This window comes from Thioclava sp. ES.031, assembly GCF_002563775.1.
Lineage (GTDB): Bacteria > Pseudomonadota > Alphaproteobacteria > Rhodobacterales > Rhodobacteraceae > Thioclava.
In genome coordinates this window covers 1221421-1238048 of sequence record NZ_PDJO01000001.1, presented here as the reverse complement: position 1 = coordinate 1238048, position 16628 = coordinate 1221421, and the positions used below count along the sequence as shown (strand labels likewise).

13 protein-coding genes are annotated in these 16628 nt (G+C 64.2%); 9 read left to right on the top strand and 4 right to left on the bottom strand.

Features of this window, described 5'->3' with window-relative positions:
• Window positions 1-41: 41 nt before the first annotated feature.
• From AXZ77_RS06000 to AXZ77_RS05985, 4 genes are all read left to right on the top strand, one after another.
• A complete protein-coding gene (locus AXZ77_RS06000) occupies window positions 42-905 on the top strand; it encodes a MurR/RpiR family transcriptional regulator (RefSeq protein ID WP_255266425.1) in 864 nt (287 codons plus the stop codon).
• Window positions 906-962: 57 nt separating this feature from the next.
• The gene (locus AXZ77_RS05995; RefSeq protein ID WP_098410435.1) at window positions 963-1937 is read left to right on the top strand and encodes a TAXI family TRAP transporter solute-binding subunit; all 975 of its coding nucleotides are present in this window, start codon (window positions 963-965) and stop codon (window positions 1935-1937) included.
• 108 nt (window positions 1938-2045) lie between these two features.
• Window positions 2046-4661, top strand: coding sequence for a TRAP transporter permease (locus AXZ77_RS05990; RefSeq protein ID WP_218000474.1), 2616 nt, complete (start codon window positions 2046-2048; stop codon window positions 4659-4661).
• Window positions 4658-5089: a universal stress protein gene (locus tag AXZ77_RS05985; RefSeq protein WP_098410434.1), complete on the top strand. Its 432-nt coding sequence runs from the start codon at window positions 4658-4660 to the stop codon at window positions 5087-5089. Before AXZ77_RS05990 ends, AXZ77_RS05985 begins: the two co-directional genes overlap by 4 nt.
• 71 nt (window positions 5090-5160) lie before the next feature.
• Here AXZ77_RS05985 and AXZ77_RS05980 read toward each other — a convergent pair whose 3' ends face one another.
• Window positions 5161-5826 (bottom strand): acyl-homoserine-lactone synthase, encoded by a 666-nt coding sequence (locus tag AXZ77_RS05980; protein ID WP_098410433.1) that lies wholly within the window; start codon window positions 5824-5826, stop codon window positions 5161-5163.
• Between the two features lie 73 nt (window positions 5827-5899).
• Window positions 5900-6475: a LuxR family transcriptional regulator gene (locus tag AXZ77_RS05975; protein WP_176535973.1), complete on the bottom strand. Its 576-nt coding sequence runs from the start codon at window positions 6473-6475 to the stop codon at window positions 5900-5902.
• A gap of 126 nt (window positions 6476-6601) precedes the next feature.
• Between AXZ77_RS05975 and AXZ77_RS05970 the strand changes: the two genes are divergently transcribed.
• The 5 genes from AXZ77_RS05970 (at window position 6602) to AXZ77_RS05950 (ending at window position 11701) form a co-directional block, all read left to right on the top strand.
• Window positions 6602-7033: an autoinducer binding domain-containing protein gene (locus AXZ77_RS05970; RefSeq protein WP_098410431.1), complete on the top strand. Its 432-nt coding sequence runs from the start codon at window positions 6602-6604 to the stop codon at window positions 7031-7033.
• A gap of 385 nt (window positions 7034-7418) precedes the next feature.
• A complete protein-coding gene (locus AXZ77_RS05965) occupies window positions 7419-8402 on the top strand; it encodes a UDP-glucuronic acid decarboxylase family protein (protein ID WP_369679769.1) in 984 nt (327 codons plus the stop codon).
• Entirely contained in the window at window positions 8399-10213 is a 1815-nt protein-coding gene (locus AXZ77_RS05960) for a glycosyltransferase (protein ID WP_098410429.1), read from the top strand. Before AXZ77_RS05965 ends, AXZ77_RS05960 begins: the two co-directional genes overlap by 4 nt.
• Before the next feature lie 32 nt (window positions 10214-10245).
• Complete coding sequence (locus AXZ77_RS05955; protein ID WP_255266424.1) at window positions 10246-11157, top strand: glycoside hydrolase family 26 protein; 912 nt, start codon at window positions 10246-10248, stop codon at window positions 11155-11157.
• 268 nt (window positions 11158-11425) lie between these two features.
• Window positions 11426-11701, top strand: coding sequence for a hypothetical protein (locus AXZ77_RS05950; RefSeq protein WP_141536233.1), 276 nt, complete (start codon window positions 11426-11428; stop codon window positions 11699-11701).
• Window positions 11702-11713: 12 nt separating this feature from the next.
• Here the strand turns inward: AXZ77_RS05950 and AXZ77_RS05945 are convergent, their stop codons facing one another.
• Both AXZ77_RS05945 and AXZ77_RS05940 read right to left on the bottom strand, forming a co-directional pair.
• Complete coding sequence (locus tag AXZ77_RS05945) at window positions 11714-15127, bottom strand: error-prone DNA polymerase (RefSeq protein WP_098410427.1); 3414 nt, start codon at window positions 15125-15127, stop codon at window positions 11714-11716.
• The gene (locus AXZ77_RS05940) at window positions 15124-16599 is read right to left on the bottom strand and encodes a DNA polymerase Y family protein (RefSeq protein WP_098410426.1); all 1476 of its coding nucleotides are present in this window, start codon (window positions 16597-16599) and stop codon (window positions 15124-15126) included. Before AXZ77_RS05940 ends, AXZ77_RS05945 begins: the two co-directional genes overlap by 4 nt.
• Between the last annotated feature and the right edge of the window lie 29 nt (window positions 16600-16628).

Sequence of the window (16628 nt, the reverse complement as noted above, 5' to 3'; positions counted from 1 at the left end):
ACCTCGACGCGATAACTGGTGATGGAACCTGGGGAGGGGCATTGTCCGGCAGTTTCGAACAGCGATTGGCTGCGCAATATGGCAACCTTTCCGCGCGCTTGCGTGAGGCGGGAGACTATATCGCAGACAACCCGGTGAGCATCGCCACCCGTTCGCTGCGCACGCTGGCGAGCGAATCGAACCTTGCGCCCGCGACCTTCACCCGCCTCGCCCATGCGCTCGAATACGAGAATTTCGAAGAGCTGCGCGAGACCATGCGCGACCAGATCGGTCGCCGTGTGTCCCCCTTCGCGGACCGCGCCGATCGGCTGCAGAAGGATGCCGTCGATCCGCAGAGCAGCTTCCTCAACCGCTATGCCGCGGCCACGCAGGACAATATCGCAGCCCTGACCGCCGCGATCGAGCCGGGGCGGCTCGAGGCCGTGGCCGACAAGCTCGCCGCTGCGCGCCGGGTGGTGCTGCTGGGCGCGCTCGGCTCGACGGGGATCGCGGAGTACACCGCCTATATCGCCAATTTCCTAGGCGATAACTGGGAGCTGGGCGCACGGGCGGGTTCGTCTCTGGGCGCCACGCTCGCGGGGCTCGACGAGCGCGACGCGGTTCTGGTGATCACCAAGCCGCCCTTCGCGCGCTCCACCATCCGCAGCGCGATCCATGCCCATGAACAGGGCGCCTATGTCGCGCTGATTACCGACAGCCGCAGCTGTCCGGCGCTGCACGCGGCCGATGAGACCTTCATCGTGCCCACCGACAGCCCGCATTTCTACACGAGTTACGTCGCCACGCTGTTCTTGCTCGAAGCAATTCTGGCGCTGGTGGCGAAGCGCGCGGGACCCCGCGCAACCGAACGGATCGCCGAGGTCGAACGGCGTAACAGGCTTCTCGACGAAGTCTATGTGCGCTGACCGAAGCGGGCCGTATTTTTGAACCGAGACCCAAAAACGACCAACGGGAGTTACTCAATGAAAAAGTTCTTCAAACTCGGGGCCATCGCGGCCGTCGCTGGCGCGCTGCTCGCGCCCGCGGCGAACGCAGCCGACGAGACCTTCATCACCATCGGGACCGGCGGTGTGACCGGCGTTTACTACCCGACCGGTGGCGCGATCTGCCGCCTGATGAACAAGAGCCACAAAGAAACCGGCGTGCGTTGCTCGGTCGAATCCACCGGCGGTTCGGTCTACAACATCAACACGATCCGTTCGGGCGAGCTCGACTTCGGCATCGCCCAGTCGGACTGGCAGTACCACGCCTACAAGGGCGACTCGAAATTCTCCGATCAGGGTCCGTTCAAGAAGCTGCGCGCAGTGTTCTCGATCCACCCCGAGCCCTTCACCGTCGTCGCGCGTGCCGATAGCGGCATCAAGAACTTCGCCGACCTCAAGGGCAAGCGCGTGAACATCGGCAACCCCGGTTCGGGTCAGCGCGGCACCATGGAAGTGCTGATGGACGCGATGGGCTGGAAAACCTCGGACTTCGCGCTCGCAACCGAGCTGAAGGCAGCCGAGCAGTCGAAAGCGCTCTGCGACAACCAGATCGACGCGATGGTCTACACCGTGGGTCACCCCTCGGGTTCGATCCAGGAAGCCACCACCTCGTGCGACGCGACCCTCGTGAACGTCACGGGTGACGCGGTCGACAAGCTGGTCGCCGACAACCCCTACTACGCGAAAGCCACCATTCCGGGCGGCATGTATCGCGGCAACCCCGACGACACGCAGACCTTCGGTGTGCGCGCGACTCTCGTGACCTCGGCGGATGAGCCCGATGACGTCGTCTACGCTCTGGTGAAGTCGGTCTTCGACAACTTCGACGAGTTCAAGAAGCTGCACCCGGCCTTCGCGCATCTGACGCCGGAAGAAATGGTCACCAAGGGCATCTCGGCTCCGATCCATCCGGGCGCTCTGAAGTACTATAAGGAGCAGGGCTGGATTAAATAAGCCCTGCGTATAACTGGGCGGGCGCGCTTGCGTGCCCGCCTTTTTTAGTTTCAGCTTTATGATCATGCCGGAACAGGCGGACGGCCCTGTGGGCCGCTAGGGGGAACGATGGCGGAAAATCGCGCCTTGAACGAACAGGAATTACAGGAGCTCGTCCAAGCTTCTGACAGCGGGGCGCGCAGCCCCAAAGGTTGGGTCGGGCTCATGGTCGCCGTGGTGGCGCTGAGCTGGTCGATCTTTCAGGTGCTTCTGGCCTCGCCCATCGGGCCGTATGTGCTGCCGGGCGACCTGATCAACAACGCCCGCCAGATCCATCTGGCCTATGCCATCTTCCTCTCGGCGATGGCGTATCCGCTGTTCAAATCCTCACCCAAGGACCATGTGCCGTGGTATGACTGGATCCTCGCGGTCGGCGGTGCGCTGCTCTCGATGTATGGCTATTTCTTTTACCAGAAGATCGTCGACAATGGCGGGCTCGCGGATATGCAGGACGCCTATATCTCCGTCCTCGGCATCATCTTCCTCTTCATCGCAGCCTATCGCACGCTCGGCCCGATCATGGTCCTGCTGGCGATTGTGTTCCTGTGCTACGTCTTCTTCGGCTCCTCCGAGTTCTTCCCCGAACAGATCCGCTGGGCCGGCGCGAGCCTGCGCAAGGCCATGTCGCATATGTGGATCACCTCCGAGGGGGTGTTCGGCATCGCGCTTGGCGTCTCGACCAAGTTCGTCTTCCTCTTCGTGCTGTTCGGCGCGCTTCTCGAGAAAGCGGGCGCGGGCAACTACTTCATTCAGATGGCCTTTGGTGCGCTCGGCCACCTGCGCGGTGGCCCGGCAAAAGCCGCCGTCGTGGGCTCTGCCGCGACCGGCCTGATCTCGGGCTCGTCGATCGCGAACGTGGTCACCACCGGCACCTTCACCATTCCGCTGATGAAGCGCGTTGGCTTCTCGGCAGAGAAGGCGGGTTCGGTCGAAGTGGCCTCTTCGGTCAACGGCCAGATCATGCCCCCGGTGATGGGCGCTGCCGCCTTCCTGATGGTGGAATATGTCGGCATCTCCTATCTGGAGGTCATCAAACACGCCTTCATCCCGGCGATCATCTCCTACATCGCATTGTTCTACATCGTGCATCTGGAGGCGGTGAAGAACCGGATGCCGACGATCGGCGACCGCGTGGTCTCGGTCTGGCGCACCGCCTTTGGCATGTTCGCCTTCTTCGCGGGCTTCGCGGCCCTGTGCTACGCTACCCAATTCCCGGTGCGCCTCATCACCTCGATGGTGCCCGAGGGCGCGGCCTGGGTTCTCGCCCTGCTCGTCGTCGTGGTCTATCTCGGGCTCGTCTGGGTCGCTGCGAAAGCCCCCGATCTGGAGCCGGACGATCCGAATTCGGAGATCGTGAAGCTCCCCGAGATCAAGGACATCTACAAGGCGGGCCTCTACTACCTGCTGCCGATCGTCGTGCTGGTCTATTTCCTGATGATCGAGCGCAAATCGCCGGGCCTGTCGGCCTTCTGGGCCTCGTTCCTGCTGTTCTTCATCCTGCTCACGCAGAAACCGCTCAAGGCGATGTTCCGCGGCGAGAGTGCGCCCATGAGCCGCTTCCGGGAAGGCGTTCTCGACCTGATCGGCGGCATGATCGACGGCGCGCGCAACATGATCGGGATCGGTCTGGCCACGGCCACCGCCGGGATCATCGTGGGCACCGTCTCGCTGACCGGGATCGGTCAGGTGATGGCCGATTTCGTCGAGTTCCTCTCGGGCGGCAACCTGATCCTGATGCTGGTCTTCGTGGCGATCCTGTCGCTGATCCTCGGGATGGGCCTGCCGACCACGGCGAACTACATCGTCGTCAGCTCGCTGATGGTGGGCGTGGTCGTCCATCTGGGCGCGCAGTCGGGCCTCGTGGTGCCGCTGATCGCGGTGCACCTGTTCGTGTTCTACTTCGGCATCATGGCGGATGTGACGCCACCGGTGGGGCTAGCCTCCTTCGCGGCGGCGGCGGTCTCTGGCGGCGATGCGATCAAGACGGGCTTCACCGCCTTCTTCTATTCGCTGCGCACGGTCGCCCTGCCCTTCGTGTTCATCTTCAACACCGACCTGCTGCTGATCGACGTGACCTGGTATCAGGCGATCTTCGTCTTCATCGTGGCGACGATCGGCATCCTCGTCTTCACCGCAGGCACGATGGGCTGGTTCGTCACCCGTTCGAAGATCTGGGAGACGGTGGCGCTGCTTCTGGTGGCCTTCACCCTGTTCCGTCCCGGCTACTTCATGAACATGGTCGAGCCGCCCTATAACGAGGTGCCGCCTGCCAATATCACGCAGCGTCTCGACAAGGCGCCGGTCGGTCGCGAATTGCGGCTGGTCTTCTCGGGGCCCGATTATACGACGGGCGACCCGAAGGACATGACGGTGCTGGTCAAGGTGCCCGAGGGCGCGACGGGTCAGGACAAGCTCGACAAGCTCGGCCTGAGCTTCACCGAAACCGACGGCAAGATGGTCGCGGACGAGCCGATGTTCGGCACGGAGCTGCAGACCAAACTGCAGGGCTTCGACTTCTACGGCGACAATCCCGTCACCCTGTCCAACGTGAAGGTGCCGAACGATCAGCTTCCAAAAGAGCTGATGTTCATCCCCGCCTTCGCCCTTCTCGCGCTCATCGCTTTCCTGCAATATCGACGCAAGGAAGACGACGACGCGGCCTTTGCTGAAGGAGAACCGGCATGACCAATACCATTCTCTGCGCGATCGACATGAACCGCCCCAAGACCGAGCGCAAAGTGCTCGAATGGGCGGCGCGGCTGGCCAAGATGGAAGACGCACAGCTCGACGTCGTCACCGTGGTGCCCGATTACGGCTCGGCGGTGGTCGGGGCCTTCTTCTCGGACGATCACACTGCGAAGGCGAAGGAGCATGCGCATGAGCTGCTGCATGATTTCGTCGCCGAAGTGGTCGGCCCCGAGGTGAACGCGAAGGTGCGCCACATCGTGGGCGTCGGCACCGCCTATCACGAGATCCTTTCGCTGGCCGAGAAGGACGGCGCGGACATGATCGTGCTCGGGGCGCACCGCCCCGATCTCAGCGATTACCTGCTCGGGCCGAACGCCGCGCGGGTCGTGCGGCACTCGAATTGCAGCGTCTTCGTCGTGCGCTGAGCGCGCGACCGACGCCGAAGATCAGGGCGCGCCCGGGCGATGGGCGCGCCCTTTTTCTATCCCACCCCACATCACGCGGCGGTGTGCAACTGGCGCGGGGCCGACTGGGCTGCCAGCACGTAGGCCCCGGCCATTTCGCGACGCCGCTGGGTGGAGTATTCCGCAGGCATCCGCAGCGCGGCATATTGGCGCCCGTCCTCGTCGTTGCGATAGGCCGGACCCATCCGGCTCACATCGTAGCCAAGCTGGCGCAGCGCGCGCATCAGGGCGAGCGAGGAGAGGCAGATCAACTCGTCCGCTCCACGCTCCTTGGCGCGCTCAACGAGACCGTCGACGATGAGCCGCAGACAGGTCGCCCGCTCCGCCTGCTTGGTGAGCGCATCGGAAATCACCAGACGCGTGCATTCCCAGACCGTGTCGTTCGCGATTTCGGTCGGCAGAATCTCCGCCGGGATATGGGCTAGTTTCCCCAGATGCGCGTCGCGCAGCATGTAGGTATTGGGCCCCCAGATCGCTGCGGTGGACATTGCCCGTGCCCCGCCCACCACCCGCCCGTCCTTCAACACAAGCGAGTAATGCGCCAAGGGCGTATCGTATTGATCCATTTCCACTTCGTCATTATGCGGCACGTCCCATCCGAGCGTGTCGACGAAGACCTCCTTGCGCAGGCGCAGGAAGTCGTAAAAAGCGGTGCCGAAGCGGTGAAGTTGCGAGAATTCAAAAGTGCAGTTCTGCATTGGAGCCTCCTTCTGGATAGCTCCATCGAAACCACGAAATTGTGAAAAATTCACTCTTTTAGGTTGTGCGCGCCTAGATCAATCGCCTTGAGGTCGCAATCGCGAGCATCTCAATCGCGTTGCGCGCGCCCAGTTTTCGGCTCGCAGAAGACAGCCGCGCTTTCACGCCGCTCTCGGAAATTGCGAGCTTCGCGGCGATCTGTTTGATCAAGAGCCCGTCGGCCCGGTAGCGGATCGCCTCGAGTTCGGCATCCGTGAGCGAGCGTTGCGAGGCGTCGACATGCAAGGTCTTAAGCATCTGGAAAGCTTCGTGAAGTTCGGCATCGGTGAAGTCGCGATCCGACCGGAACAGGACCGCGTGACTGCGCCGCCCAGCATCGCTTGACGTGTTGTAGGAGATCGTGGCGCCGAAGAGCAGCCCCATCTGCCGCGCCATCTCGACGACGCCGCGGGGATCGTCCTTCAGGTCGGACCAACGTACGTAACCGACATTGTGGTAGATCCAGTGCATCGACGGATCCTGCACGACCAAACCTTGTTGGGTGTACATGTCGACCCAGTCGTCATTCAGACGGTTGAGTTCGGCTTCGGGGAATGCATATCCAACCCTAAGCGCGAGATAAAACCCGGCAGGGGCGATTTCATTCAATCGCGTTTCACAATCCCTCAGTTCCATAGTCTGATGGTCAATTCACTTGCACTCACTGCGGTCACAGCCTACCGTCGCGCCGGAGTCTGCCGCCCTGCACCAACAACCTAAAGACGAATTCCCGTGATGGAAACAGCAAACCGCAAGGAAATCGCCTGCCTACTCGAGCAGCTCGGTCAAACCTGCGACACCGGTTTCGCCTTCGCTCTGCACATCCGCTTTACCCGTCCGAACATCCTTTATCGAACATATCCCGAACCTTGGATCGAGGAATATAGCGAAAAGGGCATGATGATGGACGATCCCGTCGTGCTGTGGGGCATGCAACATGTCGGCATGGTGCGCTGGGACGATCTCGATGATCCCAAAGGGGTTCTCAAGGGGGCGAGATCCCACGGCCTGCGGAATGGTCTGACCTGCGCGGTTCTGGAGAACGGCTCGCGCTCGATCTCGGGCTTCACCCGCTCCGGCGAGCCCTTCTCGGAGGCCGAGGCGCAGGAGCTGCTGGAGATGACCCGGGAGCTGCATAATCTGACCGAAGGCCTTTCCGACCTCTAGGAAAAGACGGGCCGCCGCGCCCTCCCGCTTCGATTGTCCAAGTCGAATCAAGGGATAGGCGGGAAGACGCAAAGTCGAACCCGAAACGCCACACTCAACCTTAGCGTGTAAACTTCATCTAATGGAAGGTTGGATTTTTTCGGCCTTTCGATTTTCGGTCGAAAAGCTTTGCTTTCGCTTGATCGGCCCGAAAATCGCCCCCTACCCTTTTGAAATATCTGTAATCGGGATCGACGGGCCTGGTCCGGCCCAGAGCGATTAAGTTGACCTGAAACCGGACTAGGCAGTCGTTGCCGTTCTTCTGTGGGGGGAGAACATGACGCAGCTGCCACGTTTCGAGACGAGAGATATCTCTTGGACGCCGCCGCGCCGGCATAAGGGGCAGTTGCGCTGCCTGGTTGCCGGAGGGGCCGGATTCCTGGGATCGCATCTGTGCGACCGGCTGATCGAGGCCGGTCATTCGGTGATCTGCATCGACAACCTGCTGACCGGGCGGACCCAGAACATCGCTTATCTCATGGGGCATCGCGATTTCACGTTCCAGAAACATGACATCATCGCGCCGCTGCAGATCAATGGCGAGATCGACCGGATTTACAATCTCGCCTGCGCGGCCTCGCCGCCGAAATACCAGCTCGACCCGCTGCACACGTTCCAGACCTGCATCGCCGGGTCGCTGAACCTGCTCAGCCTCGCCGAGCGGACCGGCGCGCGCATCCTGCAGGCCTCGACCTCCGAGGTTTATGGCGACCCGGAGATTTCGCCCCAGCGCGAAGACTATCGCGGTCGGGTGAACACCACCGGCCCGCGCTCGTGCTACGACGAGGGCAAGCGCGCGGCGGAGACGCTGTTCCACGACCTTCAGGCCATTCGCGGCATCGACACCCGCATCGCGCGGATCTTCAACACTTACGGGCCCCGGATGGACCCCGAGGACGGGCGCGTGATCTCGAATTTCGTGACGCGGGCGATCCGCGGCGCGCCGCTCGAACTCTATGGCGGCGGCACGCAGACGCGCTCGCTGTGCTATGTCGATGACCTGATCAGCGGTCTGGTCGCCCTGATGGAAAGCGAGACGGTCGGGCACGATCCGGTCAATCTTGGCAATCCGGGCGAATATACCGTCGCCGAGCTGGCCCATATCGTGCGCGACATGTGCGAGAGCCGGGCGCCGCTCGTCGTCTCGGATCTGCCGCTCGACGATCCGATGCAACGCTGCCCCGACATCACCCGCGCCGAGACCCGGCTGGGCTGGCGTCCGGAAATCGCGCTGCGCAGCGGCCTCGTGCCGACCATCGCCTATTTCCGCGCAGAGATTGCGGGCGCCGAGACCGAAGCCGCCCCGCTCACCGCAACGGCCGCCGAATGATCCAGCGCCCCGACATACGCGCTGCGATCGAGGCTGGACACCTCGCGCCCATCCTCACACCGAGGCAGGCATTGCGCTATCGGGTGCTGTTTACACTGTGGATACTGGCGACGGTCTATTTCTGGAGCTGGTGGCTGACACCGTCGCATATCCTTGCGACGGTTCCGTATTTGATACTCACAGGAGTGCTGATCTGGCTTCTGGCAATGCAGGTCTATTTCTTCGTGATCTTCCTGCAGGCGGTGCGACCCTCGTCGCCCCTTCCGGAGCCGGGTCGGTGGCGCGTCGCGATGATCACGACGAAAACTCCGTCCGAACCCTTTTCGGTCGTTCGTCGGACGTTGGAGGCGATGCTCGCGCAGGACTATCCGCATGACACATGGCTCGCCGACGAGGCGCCCTCGCCCGAGACGCGCGCGTGGTGCAAGATCCACGGCGTGAAGATCTCCAGCCGCCACGGCATCGAGGCTTACCACCGGCAGGAATGGCCGCGCAGGACGCGCTGCAAGGAAGGAAACCTCGCCTATTTTTACGACCATTGGGGCTATCGCGAGTATGACATTGTAAGCCAACTCGACGCCGACCACGTCCCGCAACCGGGCTATCTGCGCGAGATGTTGCGCCCCTTTGCCGATGAGGCGGTGGGCTATGTGAGCGCACCGTCGATCTGTGCGTCCAATGCCAAGGAAAGCTGGGCCGCGCGCACGCGGCTCTATGCCGAAGCTGCCTTTCACGGCGTTTTGCAGACGGGCTATACGGGAGCGCTCGCGCCGATGTGCATCGGCTCTCATTACGCTGTGCGCACCTCGGCGCTGAAGGCGGCCGGTGGTCTCGGCCCCGAGCTTGCCGAAGATCACTCGACGACGCTTCTCATGAACGCGGCCAGCTGGCGGGGCGTTCACGCGGTGGACGCGATTGCGATCGGCGATGGTCCGGCGACGGTGACCGACCTGATCACCCAGGAATTCCAGTGGTCCCGCTCGCTGCTGAGCCTCCTTCTGCGCTACACCCCGGACTATGTCGGGAAAATGCCATGGCGGCTGAGGTTCCTCTTCGTGCTTTGCCAGAGCTGGTATGTCTTCTTCGCGCTCTCGATGTCGATGATGTATCTCGCCCCTATCATCGCCATCAGCTTCGACATGCGCTTTGCCGACGTGACATTCCCCGCCTTCATCGGACATGTGCTGCCTGCAGGAACGGTGGCGCTGATCTTCGCCTTCATGCTGCGCCGTGATCAGTTCTTCCGTCCGCGCGACGCCAAGATCATCGCGTGGGAGAAAGCACTTTTCGTGATGATGCAATGGCCTTGGGTGCTATGGGGCTGCATCATGGCCGTCTATGACAGGCTGTCGGGAAAATTCGTCGATTTTCGGATCACACCGAAAGGCGAAGCCGCCTCGACGATGCTACCCGAGCGGATCATCGCCGTTTACGGTGGACTGGCCCTGGGGGCCTTGCTGCCAGTGCTCTTGATCGACGACGTCATCGAGGCGCGCGGGTTTTACCTCCTCTCCATGTTCAACGCCGCGTTCTATTTCGTCTTGCTGAGCGTGATCTTCGGCGCGCGCGCGCGCCGCGTTCAGATCGACTGGCGCGGCTGGCCCCGCGATATGGCGGTTCAGATGGGCACGCTGAGCGTCATCGTCTCGCTGAGTTTCGGGGCCCTTTGGCTCCGCGGCGGCGAAAGCGTCTACGCACTCATGATCGGGCTGAAATCGGTTCAGCTCGCAAAGGTCGAATACATCGTCTCGGGGGCCGGCATGGGCGCTCCGGGACGCGCGAAGTTCCACGTCAAACCGAGCTGGAAGTAACGGGGCTTCGCACCCAAAAGGAGGAGACTGATATGGCTTATGATCTGATGACCCGTCGCGAGTTGATGGCCGGTGCCGCGGCGTTGGGACTGACAGTATCGGCGCGGCCGGCGTTCGCTGCGGATGTCAGCGTGCCGCCCGGCTCCTTGCCGTTCGGGGTCTATGATCCCGATGGTGACTTTGCGGATCTTTCGGGCGTGGTGATCGAGCACCTGTTCCTGCCCTGGGAGGACGTTTTCCTTCCGTCGCTGAACGATGCCGACAGCTATGCGCTCGAACGAAACCGCGCGCTTCTGGTGACACTGGAGCCTTGGACATGGTCGCGCTCGGAGCGCAACACGGCGCAATATCTGCGCCGCGGCATCGAGCGGGGCGAATACGACGCCAACATGATCGCGGTGGCCGATGTGCTGGCGACGCTGCAAAGCCCGGTCACGCTGCGCTTCGCCCATGAGATGGACGACAAATCCGGCCAGTTCATCTGGTCGGACTGGAACCCCGACGACTACATCGCGGCCTATCGCCGGATGACCGACGTCGCCCGCGACAGGGCGCCGAAGATCAACCTGATGTGGTCCCCGCTGGGCGACGAGAACATGGGCGACTATTACCCGGGCGACGATTACGCTGATATCGTGGGCCTCACGGTCTTCGGGCTGCAGGCTTGGGACCAGGCCAAATTCGGGCGCGATCAGACCTTCGACGACATCTTCGCGCCCCGCTACGCGCGGGCTGCAACCTATGGCAAACCGGTGGCAGTGGCCGAGCTCGGCTATGTCGGGAACCAGTCCTACGTCTCGATGTGGCGCGACCGGGTGCGTCAGGAATTGCCGGACTATCCGAGCCTCGTCGGTGTCAGCTACTTCAACCAGCGCGAGGTTTACCCGTGGCCCGAAGGCTTCGGCGCGCCGGATTGGCGAATCAAGAACCAGGTCCTGACCTGAGCCACCATAGGTAGTGGCGATTTTTCGCCTACAACACCACTGCTAGACAAGACATTGAAGCTGCGCGGGAATTTCTCCCGCGCAGCCTCTTTGCATTTCGCCACAAATCCGCCTGCTTCCCGCCACGTCACCTACCAACTTGACCCGTAGGCTGAGTTCGACCAATCCTGCTGCCATGAGGACGCAATCGGCCCTCTTCCGCGCAGACGGGAGGGGTCAGACCGCAACGTGAGCAGACAGGATTACAGTTCCGATGACGTTTTTATCCGTGAAAGCGGCCCGCCTTGTCGTGGCCGGCCTGATCTTTGCAGCCCCGCTGAGCAGCGCCCATGCGCAACAAGCTGGCATGCTGGACCTCAAACCGATCCGTGTTTCCGCCAAAAGCACCGCCGGTCAGGGCGGCGCAAAATTCGACTGGCTCGCCGGGCGTGCCAGCAAAGCGCAAGCCACTCCGCGCGTCGTTCAGACCCGGTTCATCGGCAAGGGCAAATGGATTTGCTCGCCCGCAGGCTTCAGCAAGAAGGCACGCTGCTTCCAGCGCTGAGTTCTTCTCCAGTCAATGGAAATCCCGGCTCGGGAAAAGCCGTTTCGCCTGCTCGCGCGGATGGCGCGCAGTGGTCTGCGGACGGGGGCGCGGGGCGTCGTCCGCCTGGGGTGTAGTGAGGCCCAGAACGTCGTCGAGCGGGTGCCCCAGATCGGCCAGTCGCGGGGAGAGATCCTCGATCTTTTCGGCGATCAGATGGACCACCACCCCCTCCCGTTCGAGCCGCCCCGAGACCCGCAGAAGACGCCCGCCCATCACCGCCCGGCGGAACCGTTCATAGAGCTTCGGCCAGACCACGACATTGCTCACGCCGGTCTCGTCTTCCAGCGTAATGAAGATCACACCGGAGGCCGTTCCGGGGCGCTGGCGGGTGATCACGAGGCCGCAAACCGTGACCCGATTTTGCCGCGTGCCGACCAGTTCGCAATGCGGTGTGAGGCCGGAAATCGAGGGGCGCAGCAGCTCCATCGGATGGGCGCGCAGGCTCAATCTGAGCGCCACGTAATCCTCCACGACCTCCTCTCCCAGATGCATCGCGGGCAGCTCTACAGCCGGTTCGCGCCCCCCTTCCCCGTCCATCGGATCGGCGAAAAGCGGTAGCGGCGCGGGGGCGCGGATCGCTTTCACGGCCCAGAGCGCATCGCGCCGCGTGAGGCCAATTCCGGCAAACCCATCGGCCTCGGCGAGGCGTTCGAGCACATGCGGCGGCGTGCCCGCGCGCAGCCAGAGGCTCTCGGGATCGGGGTAGCCATTGCCCCGTGCAGCGACGATCCAGCCCGCGTCCTCCTCGCGAAATCCCTTGATCTGGCGAAAGCCCAGACGCAGCGCCAAAGCCCCGTCCGCGCGGCGTTCCAGCGAGCTGTCCCAGCCCGAATGGTTGACGCAAACGGGCCGCACCTCGACCCCGTGTTCCCGCACGTCGCGCACGATCTGGGCGGGGGCGTAAAAGCCCATCGGCTGCGAATTCAGCAGCGCGCAGGCGAAGATCGCAGGGTGGTGGCACTTCAGCCAGGAGGAGACATAGGTGAGATGCGCAAAGGCCGCCGCGTGGCTTTCGGGGAAGCCGTATTCGCCGAACCCCTCGATCTGGGAGAAGCAGCGATCGGCGAAATCGGGCGTGTAGCCGCGTGCCAGCATGCCTTGCACGAAGCGCTCGCGAAAGGTGCCGATCGTACCCATCTTGCGAAACGTCGCGAGCGAGCGGCGCAGGCGATCGGCCTCCTCCGGCGTGAAGCCCGCAGCCACCACCGCGATCTGCATCGCCTGTTCTTGGAACAGCGGCACGCCGAGGGTTTTGCCCAGCACGCCTTCCAGCTCCTTGGAGGGGAAATCTACCTTTTCGCACCCCTGACGACGGTTGATATAGGGGTGGACCATGCCGCCCTGAATGGGACCGGGACGGACGATGGCGACCTCGATCACGAGGTCGTAGAAAGTGCGTGGACGCATCCTCGGCAGGAAGTTCATCTGCGCCCGGCTTTCCACCTGAAACACCCCCACCGCATCGGCGCGGCACAGCATGTCATAGGTCGGCATGTCCTCCTGCGGGACGGTGGCGAGCGACATATCCAGCTTCTCGTGACCCGCCAGAAGGTCGAAGCTCTTGCGGATACAGGTGAGCATCCCGAGGCTGAGCACGTCGACCTTCAGGATGCCCAGCGTGTCGATATCGTCCTTGTCCCATTCGATGCAGGTGCGCCCCTCCATCGCGGCATTCTCGATCGGACAAAGCGCGTCGAGGCGGCCTTTCGTGATGACGAAGCCGCCGACATGCTGGCTGAGATGGCGCGGAAATCCGATGATCTCGCCGATCAGTTTCAGCGTCTGCGACAGCCGCCGGTCGGTGGGGTCGAGGCCCAGCTCACCCATCCGCGCATGGTCCGGCCCCTTGCCGGAAATCCCCCAGATCTGGCCCGCGAGGCTCGCCGTGACATCGGCGCTCAGCCCCATCACCTTGCCCACCTCGCGGATCGCGGCGCGGGTGCGGAAATGGATCACGGTGGCACAAAGCCCAGCGCGGTCGCGGCCATAGCGCTCATAGATCCACTGGATGACTTCTTCGCGGCGCTCATGCTCGAAATCGACGTCGATATCAGGCGGCTCGCCGCGATATTTCGAGATGAAGCGCTCGAAGACCATGCCGATCTGATCGGGGCTGACATCGGTGATGCCAAGCGCCCAGCAGATGATCGAATTGGCCGCCGAGCCGCGCCCCTGACACAGGATGCCGCGGCTGCGGGCGAAGCTCACGATGTCATGGACGGTGAGGAAATAGGCGGCGAAGCCCAGTTCGGAGACGAGGCGCAGCTCTTTCTCCAGCAGGCCTGCGTGACGTTCCGAGATGCCCCCCGGAGAGCGCCGCGCCAGCCCCTCGCGGGCGAGCCGGTCGAGCCGGTCCTGCGCGGGCTCGTTCTGCGCCACCTCATCGGGATATTCGTAGCTGAGTTCGTCGAGATCGAAACCGCAGCGCGCCGCGATCTCGCAGCTTCGGCGCAGGGCTGCGGGGTGGCGACGGTAGAGCCGCGCCATGTCCTGCGGCCCCTTCAACCGGCGCTCGGCATTGGGCAGCGCGCGGGTGCCAAGCGCGTCGATGGTGCAGCCCTCGCGCAGGCAGGTCAGCACATCGGCCAGCTGCCGGCGCGACCCGCGATGCATCAGCACGTCGCCAGTCGCCACCATCGGCGTCGAGGCCCGGAGCGCGAGCGCCGCGCAGGCGTCGAACCAGCGCTGATCCGAGCCGTCATAGCGCGGCGGCGCGCCAAGGAAGACCTGTCCCGGAAAGCGCCGCCGCATCTCCTGCAGCGGGCGGTAGGCACGGGCCAGATCGGCGGGCGGCAGGGCGATCAGGATCATCCCCGCGCAGCCCTCCAGAAGGTCCGCGCGGGTCAGGTGACACTCCCCCTTCCCCGCCCGGCGCTTGCCGCGGGTCAGAAGCTGGCTCAGCCGGTGATAGGCCGCGCGGTCGGTGGGAAGCGCCACCCACTCGACCGGGCAATCGCTCAGCACCAGCCGCGCGCCGACGATCAGCTTCGGCAGTTTCGCGGTTGTGGGTCGGGCCAGATCCTGTGGCGATCCGATGGGCTGGCGGGAGCTTTCGTCGCGCTGGACTTCCGAGCGGATACGCAAAGCCTCTCCGATCTCGCGCTTGAGTTCCTTGAGTGCGGAGAAAGCACGCACCACGCCCGCGAGCGAGTTGCGGTCGGTGATCGCGATGGCCTCGAGGCCCAGCTCGGCGGCGCGCACCATCAGCTCCTCGGGGTGGGACGCGCCGGTGAGGAAGGTGAAATTGGAGGTGGTGCAAAGCTCGGCATAGGCGAGCGGAATGGCGGGGGTGTTGGCGGTGGTCACGACCGTCGAGGGGGCGCTTCCCCCGCGCCCGTCGGGCGCCCCCCGGGATATTTCGGCCAAGGCGAAGGGAGCGGTCATGCGAAGACCCCCTCGACATACCAGCCGGGATCCTGCGGCGTGTGGAACATCCAGAGCCGCAGCCCCTGCCCGGTCTCGACGCGCCAATAGTCGCGCATCCCGCGCCGCCAGTTCGGGTCGTCGAACCACCATTCCGGGGTCAGCCGTTCCGGCCCCTCGATGCGTTCCGCGCTGAGCGACTGACGACGCCAGCGGAAGCGGCGCGGCGGATCGGGCGCGTCAGAGATGAGCGGCTCGGGCGGGAACAGCCGCAGCGGACGGGGATGCGGCTGGTGCCAGTTGCCCTCGGGCTCGGTGAAGGCGGCGGGCGCGATCAGGAAGCTGCGCTCGGGGATATGGCTGTCGGCGGGCAGGTAGCGCTGAACGTTCTCCAGCCCGATGCGCAGCCCGATCCGGGTGATCAGATCGCCCAGCTTGTCGCGCCGCTCGGTGGCGATGGCGCCGATCTGGCGGGCGGGCAGTGCCTCGACCTGCGTGGCGGCGAGGCGCATCTGGTCGATGCCGAAGCCCGCGTCGATATCCTCGATGCCACGCGCGAAGAGGGCCGCGATCCGGGCGGGGTCGCGGAGCGGGGTGGCGAGGCGCAGCTCGACCTCCTGACTGGCCTGATCGACGCGGCGCAGAGTGAGGCAGAGCACCCGCGCGCCGGTCTCGTTTTCCTTGAGTTTGGTGCAGAGTCGGTCGAGCAGCCGCTCGATCCCGGCCATCACATCGGCCTGCTGGCCGATCGGTTCGGGCAGGGTCAGGCGGGTGCCGTAATGGGGCGGATCGGCCACGGGCGAGACCTGTTCGGGCAGATCGCCCAAGGCCTGATCGAGCCGCGCCATCAGCCCCGCCCCGAAGCGGCGCACGAGCGGCGCGCGCGGCGTGCGGGTCAGATCGCCGATCTCGCGCAGGCCCAGCCGCTGCAGCCCCGTGACCGTGTCATGCGGCAGGCGCAGCGCAGCCACCGGCAGCTTGCCCAGTGCCGAGAGACGCGCGCCGGGCGCGGCCAGGCCGGGGGCGAAATGCGCCAGCGCCCAAGCCGCGCCGCGCGTATCGGCGAGGCCCAGCCGCGCGGTGATCCGGGCGCGCTCCAGCCGGGCGGCCATCTCGGCCATCATCGGCTCCTCCCCGCCCCAGAGGTGATCCGAGCCGGTGATGTCGAGCACCAGACCCTCGTCCTCCAGCCCCACCCAAGGGCAGTAGCGCGTGGCCCAGCGGCGCAGGGTTTCGAGAAATTGCGCCTCGCGGGCGGGATCGGCGGGCGCGGTCTGCAGCGCGGGGCAGAAGGCGCGGGCCTCGGACAGCGCCATGCTGCGCGCCAGCCCCTGCCCCTCGGCGGCGGCGTTCAGGCAGTGCAGCCGGTCGGTATTGCCCTCGCGCATGACCAGCGCGAAGGGCCCCTCAACGGGGCGCGCGCGAAGAACCCGGTCGCTCGCCAGCCGGGGAAACCAGAGAGTGAGAATACGCCGTGTGCGCCCGTCGAGCATGTCGCTGAGCCTAGGGTTCGAGTCACTTG

Excerpts from the sequence above, each read along its gene's own strand:
- AXZ77_RS05995 (WP_098410435.1), top strand. The coding sequence starts at position 963 with ATGAAAAAGTTCTTCAAACTCGGGGCCATCGCGGCCGTCGCTGGCGCG.
- AXZ77_RS05990 (WP_218000474.1), top strand. The coding sequence starts at position 2,046 with ATGGCGGAAAATCGCGCCTTGAACGAACAGGAATTACAGGAGCTCGTC.
- AXZ77_RS05985 (WP_098410434.1), top strand. The coding sequence starts at position 4,658 with ATGACCAATACCATTCTCTGCGCGATCGACATGAACCGCCCCAAGACC.
- AXZ77_RS05980 (WP_098410433.1), bottom strand. The coding sequence starts at position 5,826 with ATGCAGAACTGCACTTTTGAATTCTCGCAACTTCACCGCTTCGGCACC.
- AXZ77_RS05970 (WP_098410431.1), top strand. The coding sequence starts at position 6,602 with ATGGAAACAGCAAACCGCAAGGAAATCGCCTGCCTACTCGAGCAGCTC.
- AXZ77_RS05960 (WP_098410429.1), top strand. The coding sequence starts at position 8,399 with ATGATCCAGCGCCCCGACATACGCGCTGCGATCGAGGCTGGACACCTC.
- AXZ77_RS05955 (WP_255266424.1), top strand. The coding sequence starts at position 10,246 with ATGGCTTATGATCTGATGACCCGTCGCGAGTTGATGGCCGGTGCCGCG.
- AXZ77_RS05945 (WP_098410427.1), bottom strand. The coding sequence starts at position 15,127 with ATGACCGCTCCCTTCGCCTTGGCCGAAATATCCCGGGGGGCGCCCGAC.
- AXZ77_RS05940 (WP_098410426.1), bottom strand. The coding sequence starts at position 16,599 with ATGCTCGACGGGCGCACACGGCGTATTCTCACTCTCTGGTTTCCCCGG.